Origin of the sequence: Bacillus sp. COPE52 (assembly GCF_003355115.1) — a bacterium.
In the GTDB taxonomy this organism is placed as follows: domain Bacteria; phylum Bacillota; class Bacilli; order Bacillales; family Bacillaceae_G; genus Bacillus_A; species Bacillus_A toyonensis.
Map to the genome: position 1 here is coordinate 2,399,359 of NZ_CP031292.1, position 20,291 is coordinate 2,419,649.

The window sequence follows — 20,291 nt, forward strand, 5'->3', positions numbered from 1 at the left end:
CAATTCTTCCTAAAAACTCAATATTTCCATCAGGTAACATTCTCACAAGGTCTCCTGTTCGATACATTCTCTCTCCTGGAATGAAAGGATTTGGAATGAATTTTTCTGCTGTGAGCTCTGGTCTATTTAAATAACCACGGGCCAAACCTTCTCCACTGATACAAAGCTCGCCTGGCACTCCCAATGGACAAAGCCCATTAGATTCGTTTAAAATAAAGACTTTTGTATTACAAATTGGTTTTCCTATTGGTATATTGTCATAAGAATTTTCTATAATAAAGCTTGTTGTTACTACTGAATTCTCTGTAGGACCATAGTTATTAACAATCTGGTAACTTTTATTTTCAAAATAATTTAGTTTATCTCCACCTGTTAATAATCTCCTTAAAGATGTATTCTCAAGCATTAAAAATTGTTCACATACTTGTGTAGGTAAAAAGCTTATTGTAATCTCTTTTTCAATAAAATATTTGTTTAATTTCGTAATATCTAATTTAAAATTATCATTTATAATATGAATCTCTGAACCCGCTATGATATAAGGAAATACTTCCCAAGCAAATGCATCAAAACTTATACTTGCATAACTGGCATTTTTATCGGTTTCACTTATTTCATTGAAGGAATTATGCCAATTACATAAGTTCACCAATGAATGATGCTCCACCATAACTCCTTTTGGCTTTCCAGTAGAACCAGATGTATAAATGACATAGACTAAATCTTTACTGCTGCTATCAATACGTAAGTTCTCGGTTTCGTATTTAAACAAATGCTCATTATGAATATTAATAATGCTAATATCATCAACTTCTGTACAATCAACTAAATTAATTAATTTATCCTGGGTCAATAATATTTCAGTTTGACTATCTTGAAGTATATATTTAATCCTATCTATAGGATATGTAGGATCAATTGGTAAATACGCACCACCAGCTTTTAAAATCCCCATAATTCCCACAATCACATCAACTGAACGTTCTAATAATATTCCTACTATTTTATCAGAACCAACACCATTTTCTCTTAACGCTCTTGCCAATTGATTAGATTTTTCATTTAACTCCCTATATGACAATTTCTTATCTTCAAAAACAACTGCAATGCTATCTGGCGTTCGTTCTACTTGTTCTTCAAATAACTTGTGTATTAACTGGTTTTTAGAGAAATCTACATTTGTATCGTTATGTTCATACAATAAAAAGCGCTTTTCTTCTTGTGGAATCATATCTATTTTATTTACACTCATCGAAAGATTCCTTGATATTTCCCTTAGAATATTAATATAATTTTCTGTCATTCTTAATATTGTGTCTCTTTCGAATAATCCAGTACTATATTCGACATTTAACACAATCTCATCGTCATAATCTAAAATATTAAAAGTGATATCGAATTTTGCATTATCTAATTCAAATATTATTGGACTAAGATTTAAAGCACCTTGCTTCTTAGTAAATAATTTAGCGTCTTCCAATACAAACATGGTATCAAATAAAGGGTTTCTATTAGAGTCTCTTTCATAGTCTATACTACGAATTAGTTCGTCAAACTGATACTCTGAGTTTTCAAATGCTGTAATTGTATTTTCTTTTACCTGTTCCAAAATTTCTTTAAAACTTTTTGTAGCATCTATATTGTTTCTTAAAGCAATAGTGTTGACGAACACACCAAAAATATTTTGTAAATCTTGATGTAACCTACCTGATGCTGCTGTTCCGACAACAATATCAGTTTTTCCCGTATATTTGTGAAGTAATATATGATAAGCGCTAAGCATAAGCATATATAAAGTCGATCCTGTATCCTTAGCTACCCTTCTTATCTGTTCAGATAACTCTTTTCCTATATGAAAGTATACATTTTCTCCTGCAAAGGTATCTATATTTTCTTTTCTATAATCATAAGGTAATTCTAATTTAGATGGCAGATGACTGTATAAATTCAGCCAATATTGCTCTTGTTTTTTTATAGCATTAGATTGATTATACGTATTATTCCATTCTACATAATCCTTGTATTGTATATTTATCTTAGGTAAATCAAGATTGTTATATAAATCGAGTATTTCATTCATAAATATTCCTTGTGATACCCCATCTGCTATTATGTGATGGAAGTTAACAACCAATATATGCTTCTCTACTCCGATTTTAATTAGTTTAGCTCTCATTAATGATGGCTTACTTAAATCAAAAGGCTTTGTTGATTCCTTACACATTTTGCTAGTTAAATCTCTTAAACCTTCATTATCTGTTACAACTATATCTAAACATTGGTATTCCAAATCAAAATCAACTTTATCATAAACCCTTTGAACTAATTCATTATCTAATACTTCAAATCCTGTTCTCAGGATTTCATGTCTATCTATAAATTTTCTAAATGCATTTTCAAGTCTATTACATTCCATTTCACCTTCAACAAGTAACGCCATAGGAATATGATATGCTCCTCTATTATTTTCCATCATAGAAAGCATGTACATTCGTTTTTGAGAAGGCGATGTGGCATAATAATCCTTTTTCGATATCCTTTCAATCATATTTCCCCTATGATTGTCTTGGCTATTTTTCAAATATTGATCTAATACCTTTATAGTATCATTTTTAAATATTTCTCCTATCGGCACCTCTATATTCATTCTCTTTTTAATTTCAGTAACAATCGATATCGCTTTTAATGAATCTCCGCCTATTTCATAGTAATTAGTATCTATTCCTATGTTTTCTATTCCGAATACATCTTTCCATATATCTAATATTTGGGCTTGAGTTTCATTTTCTGCTTCTTCACATTTAGTTGCTGCAACTTCATCTAGTTCATGATTTTTTATTAACTCCCCCAAAATACTCTTATTTACTTTCCCATTTACAGTCAATGGTATTTCATCTATTTTGAAAAATCTTGATGGAATCATATAATTCGGGAGCTGATTTTGCAAATATTGTTTTAGTTCATTTGGGTTTATGTCTTCATCTGAAACTACAAAAGCATATAGGCTTTTCACTTTATTATCGTTTGTATAGTCAATTACTACTGTTTTATTTACACCTTTATATTTGATTATACAATTTTCAATTTCCCCTAATTCTACCCTATATCCCCTTATCTTAACTTGACTGTCTTTTCTTCCTAAAAATTCGACATATCCGTCCTCTTTTAACACGCCATAATCACCAGTTTTATAAATATATCCTAATTCTTCGTGCAAAATAAATGACATCTTAGTTTTTTCAATATCATTTATATACCCACTTGCTACTCCCACTCCACCAATGTACAATTCTCCCTCTACATCCACGGGACACAATTGCTTGTTTTGATTTAATACATAAATTTTCTGGTTAGCCAACGGCATTCCATATGGTATGCTTTTCCAATCACCCTTAATTTCCTTAATAGGGTAATATATGGACCATATTGACCCCTCAGTTGCTCCACCTAAGCTAATAACTTCCGCATTTTTGAAAGTTTTCTTTATCTTCTGAGGAAGTTCCAGCGGTATCCAGTCCCCACTAAGCAATACAAGCCTTAGACTATCATCCTGTTCACTATCATTATATAAGTCCACTGTCAGTTCCATAATTGCTGGAACTGAGTTCCAAATTGTGATTCCTTCTTTCTTTACAACTCTTTTTAAGTTATATACATCCCTTTGATCATCTATAATTACAAGAGCCGCTCCACAGCTCAATGCACCAAAAACATCATAAACTGACAAATCAAAGCACAGTGAAGAAATCCCCATAATTTTATCATTTTCTGTCACACAGAATTTTTCGTTAATATCTATAATTGTATTTGTTGCTGCACCATGAGTTATTTGAACTCCTTTAGGTTTTCCTGTACTACCAGAAGTAAAAATAACATATGCCATATCTGTTTCATCTACTTTTATATTGACTTCATCACTAGAATATTCCCTAATATTTTCATCTTTATAGGTAGAAGGTGTTATAAAGAACTTACAATTACTTTTCTTTTTTATATATTCTTTTCTTTCTTCAGGATAATCAGGATCCAGCGGTATATATGCTGCTCCAGCCTTTAAAACAGCAAACAAATTTATAATGGTATCTATACATCGCTTACCTATCACACCAATGTAATCACCTTTTCTAACTCCCTTATCCATTAAGTATCTTGCAATTTGATTCGATTTTTCATTTAGTTCTTTATAAGTTATCGAATCATCATGATGAATTACAGCTACCTTATCTGGTACTAGTTTTGCTCGATTCACAAACATTTCATGTAAAGTACACTTATCAAACTTTTTGTTTGTATCATTATAGGTTTCAATAACTTTTATGCTATTCTCACTAAGGTTAATACCTGACACTTGATCATTAAATATAACCTGATTTAATACATTTATATATTGTTCAAACATTGATTTAATAACATTGATCTCAAATAATTGTTCAACGTAATCCCATGTAATATATAAACCTCCATTTAATTCATAAACTTGGTTATCTATATAAACTTGGGATGTTCTTGTACTAAAAAATTTAATTTTTTCAAAGTCTATCAAATGATCAAATGAATCATCTGAGTCCTCACTCAATACACTTGTGAAGACAATAGGCATTATAGCTTGATTAACCATTCTATGTTTTTTCCCAATAGCTCTTATAAAATCCACACCATCATAATGTCTATGTTCAAGAGCTTCTAACAATGTATCCTGTACCTTCGCAGCAAATTTCCAAAATGACTCAATACTATCTTTCGCATTAATATCTAATAACATTAGAGTTGTGAAATCTCCAATGATTTTTTTTACGTCTTGATGAAACGGTATCCGATTAAAAACAGTTAAATTTACTGCAAATTGACTCTGATTACTCCAATATGCTAAGACATAAGCATATGCAGCACATAAAACCGATGTAGGGGTAAGATTTTTTTCTCTTGCTTTTTGTTTTAATTTATTCCATGTTTCACGTTCTAAAAATTCCGAACATTTATCGAATGTAGGTTTCTCAATTTCTAATGGGTTGCATTTTAAAGGCAATGCTGGTGCACTTGGGAAATTATCCAATTTATTTAACCAGTACTTCTCATCTTTTTTATATCGATTAGATTGCCTAAATTCCTTGGTTGCTAAAACATAGTCTCTAAAATTATACTCCAGGTCAGGCAGCTGCAGACTTGGCTGATTGTAAAACATTTTAAATTCCTTGATTAATATTTTCATGCTACTGTCATCACAAATTAGCGGATCTATATTTAACCAAAAATATTTTTGGTTATTGGGTAATATAAATGCTTTTATCTCAAATAATGGCCAAGTACTTGGATCTATGATTTTAGCTATCATTTTTTGTCTTTGTTCCAATATACGTATCATTATATCTTCTTGATTTAAATTCCTTACATCTACTGTGTCTACAGAATAAAGAAGTTCTCCTTCTAAGATTCTTTGTGTTCCATTTTCAAAAACTATTGTTCTTAGTATTGGATGTCTATTAATTAATTTTTGTAATGCACTATTAAACCTATCTATATTAATATCTATTTCAAATTCAACCGTTAAATTTGTAGCTGCGCCACCAATTTCAAAAGCCGGATCTCTACCTATTAAATAGGCTAATTGTATACCTGTAAGTGGGAAAGGTTCATGTAAATTCTTTAAATCTGTAGTTTTTGTAAATTGTTGGTTCTCTATAATTTCTCCCTTGTTTGTTTCGATGTAAGCACTTATTTTCTTTATTGTAGATAATCTAAACAGTTCTTTTAATGGTAAATCAACACTTAACCTTTCATTCATTTTAGATAAAAGCTCCATTGCATTTATCGAATGCCCACCAAGAATTGCAAAACTGTCATTAATACCAACTTTATTTATATTCAAAGTTTCCTGCCACATTAAAATGAGCTGTTTTTCAATCTCATTTCTTGGTTCCTCATATTCAACCTCGGTATTAAAACTTCGATCTGGTTCAGGTAAAGACTTTTTATCTATTTTTCCATTTGCTGTTAACGGCATTTTATCTAACTTAAGAAAATAAGTAGGAATCATATAATCAGGTAATTTTTCACCTAAAAATCTTCTTAATTCTTCAACAGTAACTTTTCCCACTAATGTTAGATATGCACAAATATAATTGCTCTTGTCCTTTTCTTCTCTTGCTACAACTACAGTTTCTTTTACATTTGGATGCTTTAATAACTGACTCTCTATCTCTCCAAGTTCAATCCTAAATCCCCGAACCTTTACTTGATGGTCAATTCTTCCTATAAATTCAATATTCCCATCAGGTAACCACCTAGCCAAATCTCCTGTGTGGTATAAACGCTCTCCTTCTGCAAATGGGTTTTTAACGAATTTCTCTAATGTTAACTGCTCATTATTTAAGTACCCTTTAGTTAATCCATCACCAGAAATACAAAGTTCTCCAGGTTCACCAATAGGAAGTAAATTTTTCTCTTCATCTACTATATAAACTGAAGTATTTGCTAACGGTTTACCTATGGGTAGAGTGTTAACATCCTCATCTATTTCATTTATAAAGTAATATGTGGCAAAAACAGTACTTTCCGTTGGTCCGTATACATGAATGAGTTTATCTTTCCCCAGAAATTCTAATGCTTTTCTTGCATGGGAAACTGAAATTCTTTCTCCTCCAAATAATATTTTTCTTATATTAATTAAACAATCTATTTTTATATCTACAAGCGCATTAAATAAAGCAGTTGTAATAAACATCACGTTTATGTTTTCTTGCTTAATTATATTTCCAAGCTTATTTATATCCGTGACTGTATCTTTTTCTATCACTACTAATTTCGCCCCATTTAACAGAGCACCATATATATCAAAAATTGATCCATCAAAAGAATAATTCGAAAGCTGCAGAATGGTATCATTATTTTTTATTGCTATGTAATTTGTATTTCGAACGACTCTGATAGCACTATAATGCGAAATGATAACTCCCTTTGGTATTCCAGTAGAACCCGAAGTATAAATAATATAAGCTGTATCATCAAAACGATTTACATGTTTCAGATTACCTGTACTTAAATCACTTGAATCTAGATCGTCCAAATTAATTATTTCTAAATCATATTCGATTTTCTTAATGAATTTCTCTTGAGTCAATAAAATCATGGCATGACTATCCCGTAACATATAATCAATTCTTGCTTTCGGAGTATCAGGATCAATTGGGAGGTAAGCTGCTCCAGATTTTAAAATACCCATTATTCCAATTATCATTTCAAGTGATCTATCAGTCATTAATCCTATAATAGCATCTGTATTAACGCCCTTATTCCTTAACATCCTTGCTAATTGATTGGATTTCTCGTTAAGTTCCCTGTATGTGAGTTGTTTATCTTTAAACACAACTGCAATATTTTCAGGTGTTCTCTTCACTTGTTCTTCAAATAGCTGGTTTATGTGCTTATTTCTTGGATATTCGGTTTTGGTGGAATTGAATTTATTTAATATCATATCTTGCTCTGCTACTGTAATCTCATCGTAAGTTCTTATACCATCCTTGTTTATTTCACCAGAATTCTTAATAGACATATTGAATTTCCCCTTTTTTAGTAATTATCCATTACCAAAATTATTTATTATTTTATTACTGTTAAAAATATAGAGAATGAATTAAATAAAAAATTCATCGTTCATAACAAGGTATACAATCCCCCCTATTTATAAGTTAATAAAAGGAATTCTATAAAAGAATTTAACTTACTACGAGAAAAATTTCCTTATTTTCATGCAAAAAACATATGAAAAAGATTTAGCTGAATAATTAAAATAATCAGAAATTTTTTGCAGTAATTTAATTAAAGACAAATATTAAAACTCATATCAAGTTACAGATAACGCTACTACAGCACATAATTAAGAAAATAAATAAGTAAGGATAACTATTGGTATATAGCAGAGGAATCTAATTTAAAACCTCAGTTAACGTATCATTTATTATTGTTGTAATTTTTTCCACATTGTTATTTATAAAGAAATGATTTCCTTCCAAATTATAAATCTTAAAATTTCCACAAGTATGCTTCTTCCAACCAATTATGCCTTTTAGACTAATTAAATCTTCTGTTCCGTTTAATACAGTAATATCGCATGTGATTTTGTCCGCTTTTTCTTTATATTCATATGTTTCAACTATTTTAAAATCATGTTTTAGTAAAGGAATGAAAAATTCGAACAATTCTTCGTTACGAATTAATTCTTCTGGTGTTCCCCCTAATTCTATAACTCTATTTTTAAACTCGTTATTTGGTAAATTATAAGTTATCTCCTTCTTTTCCCTTTCACTCGGTGCTTTGTATCCGGAAAAAAAGATATGCTTGGGTTTCTTCAATCCCATTCCTATTATTTTATAGTATAATTCATACGCTAATAGGCTCCCCATACTATGTCCATAAATTGCATAATCTTCCTCACCTATTTTATCCCAAATATTATCAAAGATGTCATCTACCGCTTCTTCTAAGCTATTATAAAATGGTTCATTAAATCTTTTCCCTCTTCCCTTTAACAGTACTGGACATAGATTTATAGATGGGGTTAGATAATCACCCCATTTATAATATAACGCTTCGGATCCTCCTGCATAAGGCAAACAAAATAACATCATTAAAATGCACCTCTATCTGATAAAAGTTTGTAAAAATCATTAATAATAATATCTTGGTTAATCACTGTTATATTACTAGAAATTTCTTCATTTAATGAACATACAGCCATTTTGTATTCTAACTCTATATCAAAAATCGCCATTGAATAAGAATTACTTTTTTCTCCATTATCGGAAAGTATACGAACATCTTTGTGACTATCTATATTAATAGAAAATGATTTTAGTGACATTGATAATCCGCTTCCATAGCATTTAATATAACTCTCCTTCAATGTCCATACCTCATAAAACTTCCTCAATTGATAATTAACATCACCTTTTTGTATATAAGCATATTCACTATCACAGAAAAAACTTTTTGCTATTTCTTTGTATTCAATCTGTTTTATTTGTTCAATATCAATTCCAACAGGGTTATTACTAATTGCACATACTACAAATTCTCCCGAATGTGAAATGTTAAAGTAATAATTCGGATACCCCTTTAAATAAGGTTTTCCATAGTGATTTTTCCCCCATACTATTCTTTCATTACCGATTTTAAGCTTTTTATTTGTTAGAGTCCTTACTAGTAATTCACCAATCAAGGTTCTAATTTTATCTTTTTTATTAATAAATTTTTTTATTCTATATCTTTTCTCTTCATCTATCCACGAACAAATATTTTCTAATTTTTGATCATTTATATCTTTAATTTTGACAACAAAAATCTCCATAAAACCCCTCACAAATCCTAGTTAAATTAATTGATCAACTACAATTATTCGAGCGTTATGCTAACTGATTTTTCTACTTTCATTAATCGTGGAATGCTAATCATGTAAAAAACTCCTACAAATATTAAACATCCGCCTACTATCCAAAAAAGAGTTTCAACTGCAAGAATACCTGGGTAAAATCCGGCAATAAAAAGTAAGGTTAGTGACTGTGAGAGCATCATCAAAGGATTAATACACCCGTGTACTCTCCCCATCATTTTTGGATTTACTATTTTCGGAATCCAACCTCCAATAGCTACATTAATCATTGGAAGTGCTAGGGCAACTATACCAGTACAAATAACATACAGCCAAACTGTATTGACTAATGAACTCAAAATAGTCGCCCCTCCTCCAATAAACAAAGCTAAAATTAGTAAATGATAAAGCTTTATTTTTTGAGAAAGTATAGATGCTATAACACTACCAAGTAAAATTCCTATACCAAAGACTATACTTAATATAATTGAAACTTCTTCATAGTTTCTTGGGGCTAGTTTGTATTTTAAAATAAATACCTGCATCACTGAGAGCCCTCCATTTAAAATTCCGAAAACTATAAATCCGGAGATAAGTGTAAGTAACAAGTTGTGGTTCAAAATATATCGTATTCCCTTCACAAAATCCTTCATTACAATTGAAATGTTCAAATCCTTGATATTATGTTTTCCGTTTGGCATACGAATTTCTTCTGACATTCTACAAGATTTTATAAGAAGAGCACTAATAAAAAAACTAATTGCATCAATTAAGATTGCACCATAAATACCGATTACCCAATAACAATAAATCCCGATACCACTACCAAAAAGCATAAACAAACTTGAAATCATCTGATTCAAACCAACTGCAGTTGCATAGTCATCTCTTGTTAAAACACCTTGTACAAGGGATGATTGTGCAGGTGTAAAAAAGCTCTTTACCATGCTTCTTAAAAATAACAGTGCAAATGCTACTGGCATCCAGTTTAGAAAAAGAGACCACAATAATAAGAGCGATAATATAAAACAGATCCAATCACAATTTTGAGCTATTTTTTGTCGATCAATCCTATCAGTAACTACACCAACAAGAAAAAATACTACTAATGTGGGCAAAGACAACATCAGCTCCGTAATAGTAGCATATGCAGGTTGGTGCGAAAAACGATTTAAAAAATAAAACATAAGTGCAGTTAAACCGATTGTACTACCCATTTGTGAAGTAAAAGATGCAAAAAACAGCCTCGAGTAATTCCCATTTTGAAATATAACTAAAAGTTTCTTCATAAGGACTCCCCATTTAATTTGACTTAATTTGAATTATTCAGAATTTAACGACTTTACTATGTTTGAAACGTAGAATATCTAAATCCCTAACGTTCATCGCAGTTCCTGTGGTTAGAGCCTAACACACTGCTTTAAGATATAATTTGCCACTAGGATTTCTATCGCGAATTACACGTCCAAATGTACACTACCACTCATTAAATTGTATAGATTTTTATTCTGATATTCATAATCCAAACATAACTATCCAAAAGCATCCTCCTTTTGATATGCAGTTTATTTTCTCTACCTTTCCACGCTACATTCTAATACTACCTTATATTGTAATCAAAATAATAAACGAATTATTTTCTCAAGTTTTGAAATCACTAATAAATTATATTTATTAGTGATTTTGACAACTTGATTTCCCCTCTAAAAAACGTAATATTACTGTAAATTGTTTTCCAAAAAATAATTATGTATATCCACAATTATTACAAAAAGAAATGAACACAAATGTTATCCTATTCCTTGTAACTGTTTTAACTTAAGTATGAAATTCATTTTTGAAGCGAAAATGATGTGGGGTATGTCTATGAGGTTTAGTCTTCCAAAAAAAAATGTGATAAGTAAATTCTTACCAATAAAACGTTATTCGTATTTATGATACATATATAAACCATATTTTTACTTAGTTATTCTAGGACAATTGAAGTGGCAAGCTTAAGCCACTTCAATTGTCCTAGAAATGTTGCATCTTTACCTAACATCAAATTAACACTATAAGCAAAAAGCTACTTATAATTCAGATGTTTTTCCTTAAAAATTTTTTGATTTATCTTTTGCAGGTAAAATGTAGTTTTCCCCTTTTTCATATATAGAAAGTATTCTTTTCAAGAAAGTAACTTTTGGTACTAACCAATAAGCAATTATCGCTGAAGCAATCCCTAATATAGCACCTGTCATAACATCGAAAGGATAATGAACTCCTACCCAGATACGAGAAATGGCTACACAGAATGCAAGTGTAATCCATAGCCAACCAATCTTTTTATGAACAAGCCAAAATGAAAAACAAATTGAAAAGAATAAGATTGTATGGTCACTTGGAAATGAATTATCAACAGCATGCTCTACCAATTTATTAACATTGGGTAACTCTGCAAATGGTTGATAATTTGAATGAAACTTTCCTGCTATTTTCCCGATAACCTCAGCAATCACAAAAGCAATCATCGCTTGAACAACCATCATTCGATTTTGGTTAGATCGAGTAAACCAATACACTACAATAATTAAAGCTAAGAAATATACCATATATTCTGCCACGAACGTCATAGTAGAATTGAGAAATGGGTACTGTTTACCTAAATCGTTAACGGCTCGAAAAGCATCAATATTGAATTGAGAAAAAGACATTTTGAAAATCCTCCTTACGATATATATAAATCAAACACTAATTATAATTTTTTTAATCTACTTTTTGTTACTACCTAATAGTTTTAGATGGTCCCATTTTATTTTTCTTAATGGATATCTACCTTTTTAAAATATGAAATCAATAATACTAATCCGATAATAGATGTTCCGAATATACCTATATAGGAGTACTCGGGAGGATAAGTGGGCTGAAGCGTATTTCTTGAAATATCACCTGCTGCTGCCCATGGAAACAATCCTCTATGTTCTGAATTTGCTGTCATTAAATTAATCATAGTTATTACAACTGTAAATACAATGGTCGGTACGTAATTCTTAAGTACAATTGTTAAAAGTATGATTGGTGTTGATAAAATAAAAAGCAACAATCCACCTATCAAAAATTGTACAAAAGATTCCCTTATTAAGGATGAACTTAGTCCATCAAATTGAAATATTATCCCTAATAATAATGTTAATCCCCATGCTACAAAAGTTAACATCATAATCCACGAAAATAGAAGCAAGAATTTACTTATAAGAAAATTCATACGTGATACAGGTATGGTTAATAAATTCTTTAATGTATCTTCTGTATATTCCCGAATAAATAGGTAGGCGGTTACAACCCCATATAGTGGTACTCCTATTATTAGAACAGTATATAAATTTACTTCACCAAACAATTGGCTAAATACAATAGTAGGAGTAGGGTGTTTAGTTTTTAAGCTTACAAATGATGCTACTACTACCATAAAAGGTACTACCGATGCACCGAGAATACTAATTAAGAACATATGGGATCGTTTTAGCTTTAATAATTCTGTATATAACAGATTAACCAATTGTTCCACCTCCAACTAATTTTGTGAAGTAATCTTCTAATCTGTCTTCACTCATCAAAATTTTCAAAACCTGAATATCATTTTGTACAAATATTTTATTAATATCTCCTTGTTGCCCAAGTTTAGAATAAACGCGAATAATCCCCTCATTATGAACTTCATAATCGAAAATGCCAAAGTTCTTCTCTAAGATTTTTGTAGCTTTATTGTCATTCGATACTTGAAACTCAATATATTTACGATTCTTTTTTCTAAGGCTGTTAAATTCGATTTCCTCTAAGAGCTTGCCTTCATGAATAATCCCCATATGATCTACTAACTGTTCTATTTCCGATAAAATGTGGCTGGATATTAATAAAGTAATTTTTCTTTCTTTAGCCAAATTTTGTATCAATCTTCTAATTTCCTTAATTCCTATTGGATCCAAACCATTAGTAGGCTCATCTAATATTAATAATTCTGGGTAATGAAGAAGAGATCTAGCAATCCCTAATCTTTGCTTCATCCCTAAAGAATATTTACCCACAAGCTTTTTAGTTTCATGTTGCAATCCCACGATTTCTAACGCTTCATCAATTGCATTTTTTTTGTGTATCCCAATAATTTTTGCATTAATTAGTAGATTTTCCCGTGCTGTAAGATTCTCATAAAATCCAGGAATTTCAACAATAGACCCAATTCTTTTAAGGATTTCTTTTTGATTTTTAAATAAATCTTCTCCAAATATTTCAATCTTTCCATGGGTGGGCTTTATCAATCCTAATAACATTCTAATTGTAGTCGTCTTCCCTGCACCATTTCGACCTAAAAAGCCGTAAATTTCTCCTTGATTTACGGTTATATTAAGATTATCAACTGATTTCTGATTGCCATAAATCTTTGTTAAATTTGTAGTTTTTATTATTGCACTCATGTAAGAACACCAACTTTCTTGTATGCTTATGTTTTTAGTATAGAAAGCAAATTTTAAACCGGGCTTAACTATTTCTTAACTATTTCTTAATTATGAAATTAACTAGTCATCATTAACTCCATCTTGCTCCATTGTACAATAAAGATAACCCAACTCTCCTTTGACTTTAATATAAGTCTCATCTAGATCCCAAGTATAGTGTGCAAATTTGTTTTTCTTTTTCCAAATCTGATTAATGTCAGGGTATGTTACAATCACTTGACTTTTATGTAATAAGTCTTCAAACACTACTATTTCTCTTTCTTGCTGTTTAGTATCAACGAAAGTAATGGCTAGCTTTACAAAACCTTTTTTCTTTTTCAGTAAACTTAGTCTCTACAGTTACTTCTTTACCCTCAATTAATAATTGAGGGTAATTAGTATACAATTGATAAAAATAAAATAGAAAAAAGAAGACATGATATTCAAAATTTAATGGATAGACTATTTTAATATTAATTCTTCAAACGAGAAGAGCCCTCCAAATAGAACGGCTCTTCTTTATTTCACATACACATAGGCTTTGTTTACAGTAATTTTTTTGTATAGGACTTTTTCTTATCACATATACTATTTTTGAACCTGCTTACCAATACGCGTCCTTTTGGTGTCTTGAATTCCTCCTAAAACAGCGGCAGTTACGACTCACGTATTTTTTATTTATCATTTTAGCCAAGAAGACCTCTTCCTCAAGGAACGCAAAGTGAGTAGGTGGGAGATGAATTGGCTAAAATGAAAAAACTGAGTAATTACCTGTTATCCTTTATTTTATATATACTTTTCTTTAGCTTTGGCTTCTTGTGTAACCGTACTTTAGTCCCATTAATATCTAATTCAATCTTTTCTTCCTCTAAATCCTCTATTTTCTCTTTATGTTCTTTTTCAATTCTATCTCTTTCTTCTTTTCTCTTAGTCGCTTTAGGACCAATTACAAACAGAATTAAGAATATACTCACCATCACAACAAAAGTAGTCACTAGTACCTCTCCCCCTTTGCCAAAACTTCATATAACAAAATTCTTTTTAATGTATTAGACTTAACTCAGAAATCTAGAGGAGAACGAGCACTAGCATAATTACACAGAAACATTATAGAAATTACCTGCACTATTCCTCCTTCTCCTATATAAACAAAGATTATAAATGACGCAGTAAGGCCGGTACTAACAATGTCATTACAAATATAAAAATTGAACTATATCTCAAACTTGAACTCCATTTTCCATATTTGGGATGTTCAAACTTCTTATAAAGCATACCTAATGCTAAGGATATCAAAAACATTAATACAGCTGTTCCTAAAATTATAGAAGTAATTAAGCCCACCATATTACTCATAAAGGTTTGAAAATCAAAAGAACGTGTCGTCAACATTAACACTGGTAGAATCCTAATTAAAAGAATGAGAATAAATGAACCTACTCCAAAATATATAGATCTTTTTTTCCACTTTATATGTTTAAACCATAAAGAAGCCCCAAAAACTAATAATGATATTAAAATTACTACAGAAAGTATAAGGAAAATAACATCAAAGAATGCAGGCACACTCGCATGGACTGCACCATCTATTTTATCTCCCCCATCTTTTATTACATCACTGCCGCCATTAAACAAAGAACCAAACCAGTCTACAATCCAATCGGTCATCCAAGAAATATCGAATGGTAACTCTTCATTATTTGTTTGTGCAGGAGCAGCTGAATTATACACCTCCAAATTATCTTCCCCCTTAATTGAAATTAAGCCCTTTACTTTAAGTATATAAATTTCCCTAACCAAAACTAAGAAAGTATTAAATCATATTTGATTAAATAGAAGAAACACATTTATGAATAGAAATTTCATTTGTTACATTTGTACACTCGCGTTTTGATGACTATCCATTGCATTTAGCTTTGTCCCTATTTGGGAATAAGTAAAAAAATACCCATCCAATTGTGATACACATAATAATTGGATGGGTACTTCATTACATATTCTTTATTCTATTTTTATTGATATAGACGAGGTTTATACATTTCATGGTGATACAAACTATAGTACCGCATTAAAATATTACAACTTAATTCACTCGATTTAAGAAAATAAAATTTCACAAACTTTCGATGATAGCTTCTTGGTTTATCAGGAAGAACGTACGTTTGAAAAAACGCAGCATAATATCGGTTTTTCTAACCTTGTAAATGACTTAATATATATCTTTGCGTATTTATGTCTTGGCGTTTTAATGCCGTTACTAATTCTCGATTAACATCTGATACAGGTAATGGTTCTCCCAATATATCAAATAATCTTATACCGAACTTACTTAAAATCCGTATATTATTAAGATTCCTACTCTTTTGTGTATAACTAATAATATGGCGTAAATTAATCCCAAAACTTATCATAAACTAACGCTCCCTCTTCAATGTAAATAGATATGGATATACTTCTATTTATTTTCGAGGAATCCCTTGAAGCTTAATAAGCCCTATATATTTCTCAATACCATAATAGTATAAGCTCTCTCTTTTTCTACTATAGTGCTACGCCACCGCTTATAAGAAGTATTCAATAGAGAACTGTTAATAAACCAAAATCTAAAAAAGCATTAACAAAACTTGTACTGCCTTAACTATACTTTTTCAAATTTAAAAGCATGGACATTATTATAATTCAGAAAATTCTGTATATTAGTGAAAAAAATCGTAGTTAAATATAATGTATCTATTTCCTGTTATTATCAGAATAAGCCTTTACAGAGAAATGGGGGATATTATGACTGTTCAAGAAAAAAGTAATAAGCAATTGATGGAATTATTACATGAATGGTATGAAGAAATGCGTTTATATCATGTAAAAGAAGCAAAACAGACATATCTACAAGTAAAAGAACGTTTAAAGGAAATAGAAACAGACCAATATGTATCATTCTATTATTCCCTACTGAATTTTAGATATAAAGTCTTGGTAGATGGAATGAGTATTACAAAAGATTCTTTTAATCAAATAGAAAAACTCCCTAATATCAAAGAAGAATTTTCATTTTTAGCTTACTATTATTATTTTTTTAAGGCAATTCACTCTACAATTTTAGCAAATTATACTGAAGCGAAAACACACTATGAAAAGGCAAAAGAACTTTTAATTGATATACATGATGAAGTAGAAAAAGCCGAGTTTGAGTATAGATTTTCAACTTACTGTTATCAATCTTATCAACCATTTGAAGCGATTCAACATGTAGTAAAAGCCAAAGAAATATACCGGAATCATGTAGGCTATGAAATTAATATTGCTTTATGCGACAATGTATATGGACTGGCTTGTATAGATCTAAGAGAATTTGAAAGAGCGGAAGAATGTCTCAATACGGTTATTGATGTTTTTAAGAAGTATGATGAAGAACAATTATTATTACGAGTACGATCCAATTTAGGCTGGTTATATAATATTCAAGATTTATATCCATTGGCGATTAGACAGAGTTCTGAAATTATAAATACCATACCGAACCATTTTAAAGCATTATTTGTCTTAGCAAGAGCATATTATAAATTAGAAGGCGTTGAAACAGCAAAAGCATATATCGAGCAAGGAATGAAGTATACAAATGAATCAGGAAATGAGGAATATAAGCATCGTTTCGCAGTTTTAAATGAACTAATCACAGAACTACCTAGACTTAAACTAGAAAAAGTAGTTACTGATGCAATTTCTTATTTTGAAAAAGAGGACATGTGGGATTGCGTAAAAGAATATGCAGAGATTTTAGCACTCCAATTTTACGAGGCAAATAATCATGTTAAAGCGAGCAAATATTTCTATATTAGCAATAATGCTGATAAGAAACATTTGAGAAAAGGAGCGTTAAAGTAATGAAAAAAATAAAAAAAGTGTTATTAAGTATGGTAGTAGTAAGTGCATTAGCATGTAGCATGATTAGTTTAAATGTATCACAAAACTCTTCGTTTAATGGTGGAGATACGCCAGCACCAACAAAACCGATTGTCTCTAGCGGGGTATCTATTGATTAACGTAATACATTTTTCTCGCTTTAGAAATCAGAAAATTCAGCCTCTTAATCCTTAAAAAATGTTGAATAAAATGGATAAAATATCGAACCCATAGTCCGAAACACATTTGTTTCGGACTATTCACGTTCTTCTTTCAACTTTTCTATATAATTGTGAGCAAAATGAAAAATATCAAACAGTTGATTGAGAAAAAGCACTGCTAAAATCTTCAGCAATGCTTTACGATTAGACGTAATATGATAATGAACGTCTAATTTTTTCTACTCATGAGTTCTGTAGACACATATATTTTTATTTTAACTTCAAGATACGCTCTATTTCCTTCAGACTTAACTTACTTGCTTTTGCAATAGTTTCAAGCGGTACACCAATTTCATGTATCCCTCGAATCATTTGCATCTTACCTTGCTCAATACCTTTTTCCATACCCTCTTGTTCTGCATTCGCTAGCTTTGCTTGTTCATCTAGAAGTAGTTTCTCTCGAGCTTCATATGCTGTTCGGAAAGAGGAATCATGGCTCATGTTTTCCCCATCTCCTTTTTCAAAATAAAGAGGACACCAATTCTTAAAACACCTTTTATGGCTGCTTTAATGAATTAGTGTCCTCAAGTTTTTTAGCCAGACTACATCTTATTTCTTTTTATTTCAAAAAATTAAAATTTTCAAAAAACACCTACACATTTTTAAATTTTAATTAACTTGAAACATGTATTTTTTATAATTTTTATGCACCGATAAAATAAGCCCCATCATTATCATATTTGAAAATAGCGAACTCCCTCCATATGATAAAAAAGGTAGTGCAATTCCTTTTACCGGCATTAACCCAACAATCATACCAATATTTTGGAAGATTTGTAGTGTTAAAACACTACTTGTCCCAGCACATAATAATGTACCAAACAGATTCTCTGCTGAATAAGCAATTATAGTTATTCGATATATAAGAAGTAACAAGACCAATACAACAATAGCTGCTATTATAAATCCACCTTCTTCAGCGATAGTAGCAAAAATAAAATCAGTATGTTTTTCAGGAATATATACACTACCTTGACCGAATCCTTTTCCATGTAATTCACCACTTCCAACAGCTAAAAGAGCTTGTTGCGTTTGATATCCTTGATCTGCATTTTCAGCTGGATTTAGCCATCCTATAATGCGTGATTGTTGGTGCGGTTTTAACCTAGTAACTAATTCTTTAAAGAAAAAATCTGGATATTTTTTATATATAAATATTAATGTAGATAATATAGTTACCGGGATGACTGTACAAAATGCAATTAATTTCTTTTGAATCCCTGACATAAATAAAATACATGCAATAGATGCTGCGTATAAGAACACCATACCTGTATCTGGCTGGCTGTATACTAAAGAAATAGGAGGAATTGAAACTAACATAATTTTTCCGACCAATATGAAATCAGTTTTATATGTCCGAATCATATATTTGGCGTTATGATTCACTACTAAATTGGCGACAAATATAATTAGTGCAATTTTGAAAAACTCCGATGGTTGAATTTGACCGATAACAGGAAATTGAAACCATCTTTTTGCTCCTAATTTAACGGGAGTAAACGTTGACTCCGGTAGTATTTTTAATATAACAATTGCCACAGAACCAACAATATACAATGGCCAAGAGAACTTTTGCCATTGATCCCAATCAATACTTGCAACAAATATTAACAGTACAAAACCAATTATATAGTTCCTACCTTGCTGCAATGCAAAGTTTGTGCTTCCATACTGACCAGTTTGTTGACTACTATAAATTGCAGCGGTACTAATAATACAAAACATGCATAAAATTAAAATTAGTTTTTTATCTAGACTCCTTAATAATACTATTATTTTACTCATGAAACCCTCCTGTAGTACTCAATAAATTCCACGCTCCATAATAATTACTAGTACCCCTTTTATAAGATTTTTTGTTATTCAAATAAAAATTACATTATTATGTTATAACGCGAAATTTTATTTTATCTAAACTTTCTCTTAAGGTTTCACTTTAAATAGTTAAAGTAATAATAAGTAAATCTTAATTTTACCTAAACCAAAATGAACAAGCCCTTTTTATCCCGAATTACTTTTCTTCTTTAAAACTTCCTCATTTCCTTTCGTTCCAAAGAACTGTTTAAAAGCAAAATCAATACGTAAATTTACTAATTTAGTGGACATGGATTTTCTCTCCCTGTCTATATCATTTCTTATTGTACATAAAAAAAGGTAGTACATTTAAACAGGCTCTTACGTTACCTCACATAAGAGCCTGCCTACATTGACAAAAAATTAATGGTTCTGAGCAAACACAATTGCAAGTAACATCGTTTTTATCATTTTAGCCAAGAAGACTCCTTCCTCAAGGAACGCTAAGTGAGTAGGTGGGAGATGAATTGGCTTCGGACA

The 20,291-nt window shown here is 30.5% G+C and carries 13 protein-coding genes and 2 pseudogenes; 2 read left to right on the forward strand and 13 right to left on the reverse strand.

Translation table 11 applies throughout. The annotated features are described in order from the left end of the window. From DPQ31_RS12010 to DPQ31_RS29685, 11 genes and pseudogenes are all read right to left on the reverse strand, one after another. Window positions 1-7,549 (reverse strand): non-ribosomal peptide synthetase (locus tag DPQ31_RS12010; protein ID WP_208731935.1); only part of this gene is annotated, 7,549 nt, incomplete at its 3' end. Window positions 7,550-7,922: 373 nt separating this feature from the next. Continuing rightward, entirely contained in the window at window positions 7,923-8,624 is a 702-nt protein-coding gene (locus DPQ31_RS12015) for a thioesterase II family protein (RefSeq protein WP_088123159.1), read from the reverse strand. Then, window positions 8,624-9,343 carry a 4'-phosphopantetheinyl transferase family protein gene (locus DPQ31_RS12020; RefSeq protein ID WP_208731936.1) on the reverse strand — a complete coding sequence of 240 codons (720 nt, stop codon included), beginning with the start codon at window positions 9,341-9,343 and terminating at the stop codon, window positions 8,624-8,626. Before DPQ31_RS12020 ends, DPQ31_RS12015 begins: the two co-directional genes overlap by 1 nt. A 44-nt stretch (window positions 9,344-9,387) precedes the next feature. Beyond that, window positions 9,388-10,653, reverse strand: coding sequence for an MFS transporter (locus DPQ31_RS12025; RefSeq protein WP_088123157.1), 1,266 nt, complete (start codon window positions 10,651-10,653; stop codon window positions 9,388-9,390). An 801-nt stretch (window positions 10,654-11,454) separates the two neighbouring features. Continuing rightward, window positions 11,455-12,054: an undecaprenyl-diphosphatase gene (locus DPQ31_RS12030; protein WP_097959233.1), complete on the reverse strand. Its 600-nt coding sequence runs from the start codon at window positions 12,052-12,054 to the stop codon at window positions 11,455-11,457. A 107-nt stretch (window positions 12,055-12,161) separates the two neighbouring features. After that, window positions 12,162-12,899 (reverse strand): ABC transporter permease, encoded by a 738-nt coding sequence (locus DPQ31_RS12035; protein ID WP_000247702.1) that lies wholly within the window; start codon window positions 12,897-12,899, stop codon window positions 12,162-12,164. Then, window positions 12,892-13,812 carry an ABC transporter ATP-binding protein gene (locus DPQ31_RS12040; RefSeq protein ID WP_088123155.1) on the reverse strand — a complete coding sequence of 307 codons (921 nt, stop codon included), beginning with the start codon at window positions 13,810-13,812 and terminating at the stop codon, window positions 12,892-12,894. Before DPQ31_RS12040 ends, DPQ31_RS12035 begins: the two co-directional genes overlap by 8 nt. A gap of 105 nt (window positions 13,813-13,917) precedes the next feature. After that, window positions 13,918-14,239: pseudogene (locus tag DPQ31_RS29680) on the reverse strand (VaFE repeat-containing surface-anchored protein); the annotation flags it as partial. Window positions 14,240-14,600: 361 nt separating this feature from the next. Beyond that, window positions 14,601-14,828: a hypothetical protein gene (locus tag DPQ31_RS12050; protein ID WP_088123153.1), complete on the reverse strand. Its 228-nt coding sequence runs from the start codon at window positions 14,826-14,828 to the stop codon at window positions 14,601-14,603. A gap of 160 nt (window positions 14,829-14,988) precedes the next feature. Beyond that, on the reverse strand, window positions 14,989-15,588 hold the full coding sequence (locus tag DPQ31_RS12055; protein ID WP_049800275.1) for a hypothetical protein: 600 nt from the start codon (window positions 15,586-15,588) through the stop codon (window positions 14,989-14,991). 437 nt (window positions 15,589-16,025) lie between these two features. Further along, on the reverse strand, window positions 16,026-16,244 hold the full coding sequence (locus DPQ31_RS29685) for a hypothetical protein (RefSeq protein ID WP_315969884.1): 219 nt from the start codon (window positions 16,242-16,244) through the stop codon (window positions 16,026-16,028). Window positions 16,245-16,614: 370 nt separating this feature from the next. Between DPQ31_RS29685 and DPQ31_RS12060 the strand changes: the two genes are divergently transcribed. Together DPQ31_RS12060 and DPQ31_RS12065 are read left to right on the forward strand one after the other, a co-directional pair. Next, window positions 16,615-17,715 carry a RapH N-terminal domain-containing protein gene (locus tag DPQ31_RS12060; protein ID WP_208731938.1) on the forward strand — a complete coding sequence of 367 codons (1,101 nt, stop codon included), beginning with the start codon at window positions 16,615-16,617 and terminating at the stop codon, window positions 17,713-17,715. Beyond that, window positions 17,715-17,873 (forward strand): Phr family secreted Rap phosphatase inhibitor, encoded by a 159-nt coding sequence (locus DPQ31_RS12065; protein ID WP_000721407.1) that lies wholly within the window; start codon window positions 17,715-17,717, stop codon window positions 17,871-17,873. Before DPQ31_RS12060 ends, DPQ31_RS12065 begins: the two co-directional genes overlap by 1 nt. Window positions 17,874-18,164: 291 nt before the next feature. On the opposite strand, the pseudogene DPQ31_RS12070 reads toward DPQ31_RS12065, so the two are convergent. After that, window positions 18,165-18,401, reverse strand: a pseudogene (locus DPQ31_RS12070) (ATPase); the annotation flags it as partial. A gap of 162 nt (window positions 18,402-18,563) precedes the next feature. Then, on the reverse strand, window positions 18,564-19,742 hold the full coding sequence (locus DPQ31_RS12075; RefSeq protein WP_208731939.1) for an FtsW/RodA/SpoVE family cell cycle protein: 1,179 nt from the start codon (window positions 19,740-19,742) through the stop codon (window positions 18,564-18,566). Window positions 19,743-20,291: the final 549 nt, after the last annotated feature.

Coding starts and splice junctions, on each gene's coding strand:
- DPQ31_RS12015 (WP_088123159.1), bottom strand. CDS start 8,624: ATGATGTTATTTTGTTTGCCTTATGCAGGAGGATCCGAAGCGTTATAT.
- DPQ31_RS12020 (WP_208731936.1), bottom strand. CDS start 9,343: ATGGAGATTTTTGTTGTCAAAATTAAAGATATAAATGATCAAAAATTA.
- DPQ31_RS12025 (WP_088123157.1), bottom strand. CDS start 10,653: ATGAAGAAACTTTTAGTTATATTTCAAAATGGGAATTACTCGAGGCTG.
- DPQ31_RS12030 (WP_097959233.1), bottom strand. CDS start 12,054: ATGTCTTTTTCTCAATTCAATATTGATGCTTTTCGAGCCGTTAACGAT.
- DPQ31_RS12040 (WP_088123155.1), bottom strand. CDS start 13,812: ATGAGTGCAATAATAAAAACTACAAATTTAACAAAGATTTATGGCAAT.
- DPQ31_RS29685 (WP_315969884.1), bottom strand. CDS start 16,244: ATGATAAGTTTTGGGATTAATTTACGCCATATTATTAGTTATACACAA.
- DPQ31_RS12060 (WP_208731938.1), top strand. CDS start 16,615: ATGACTGTTCAAGAAAAAAGTAATAAGCAATTGATGGAATTATTACAT.
- DPQ31_RS12065 (WP_000721407.1), top strand. CDS start 17,715: ATGAAAAAAATAAAAAAAGTGTTATTAAGTATGGTAGTAGTAAGTGCA.
- DPQ31_RS12075 (WP_208731939.1), bottom strand. CDS start 19,742: ATGAGTAAAATAATAGTATTATTAAGGAGTCTAGATAAAAAACTAATT.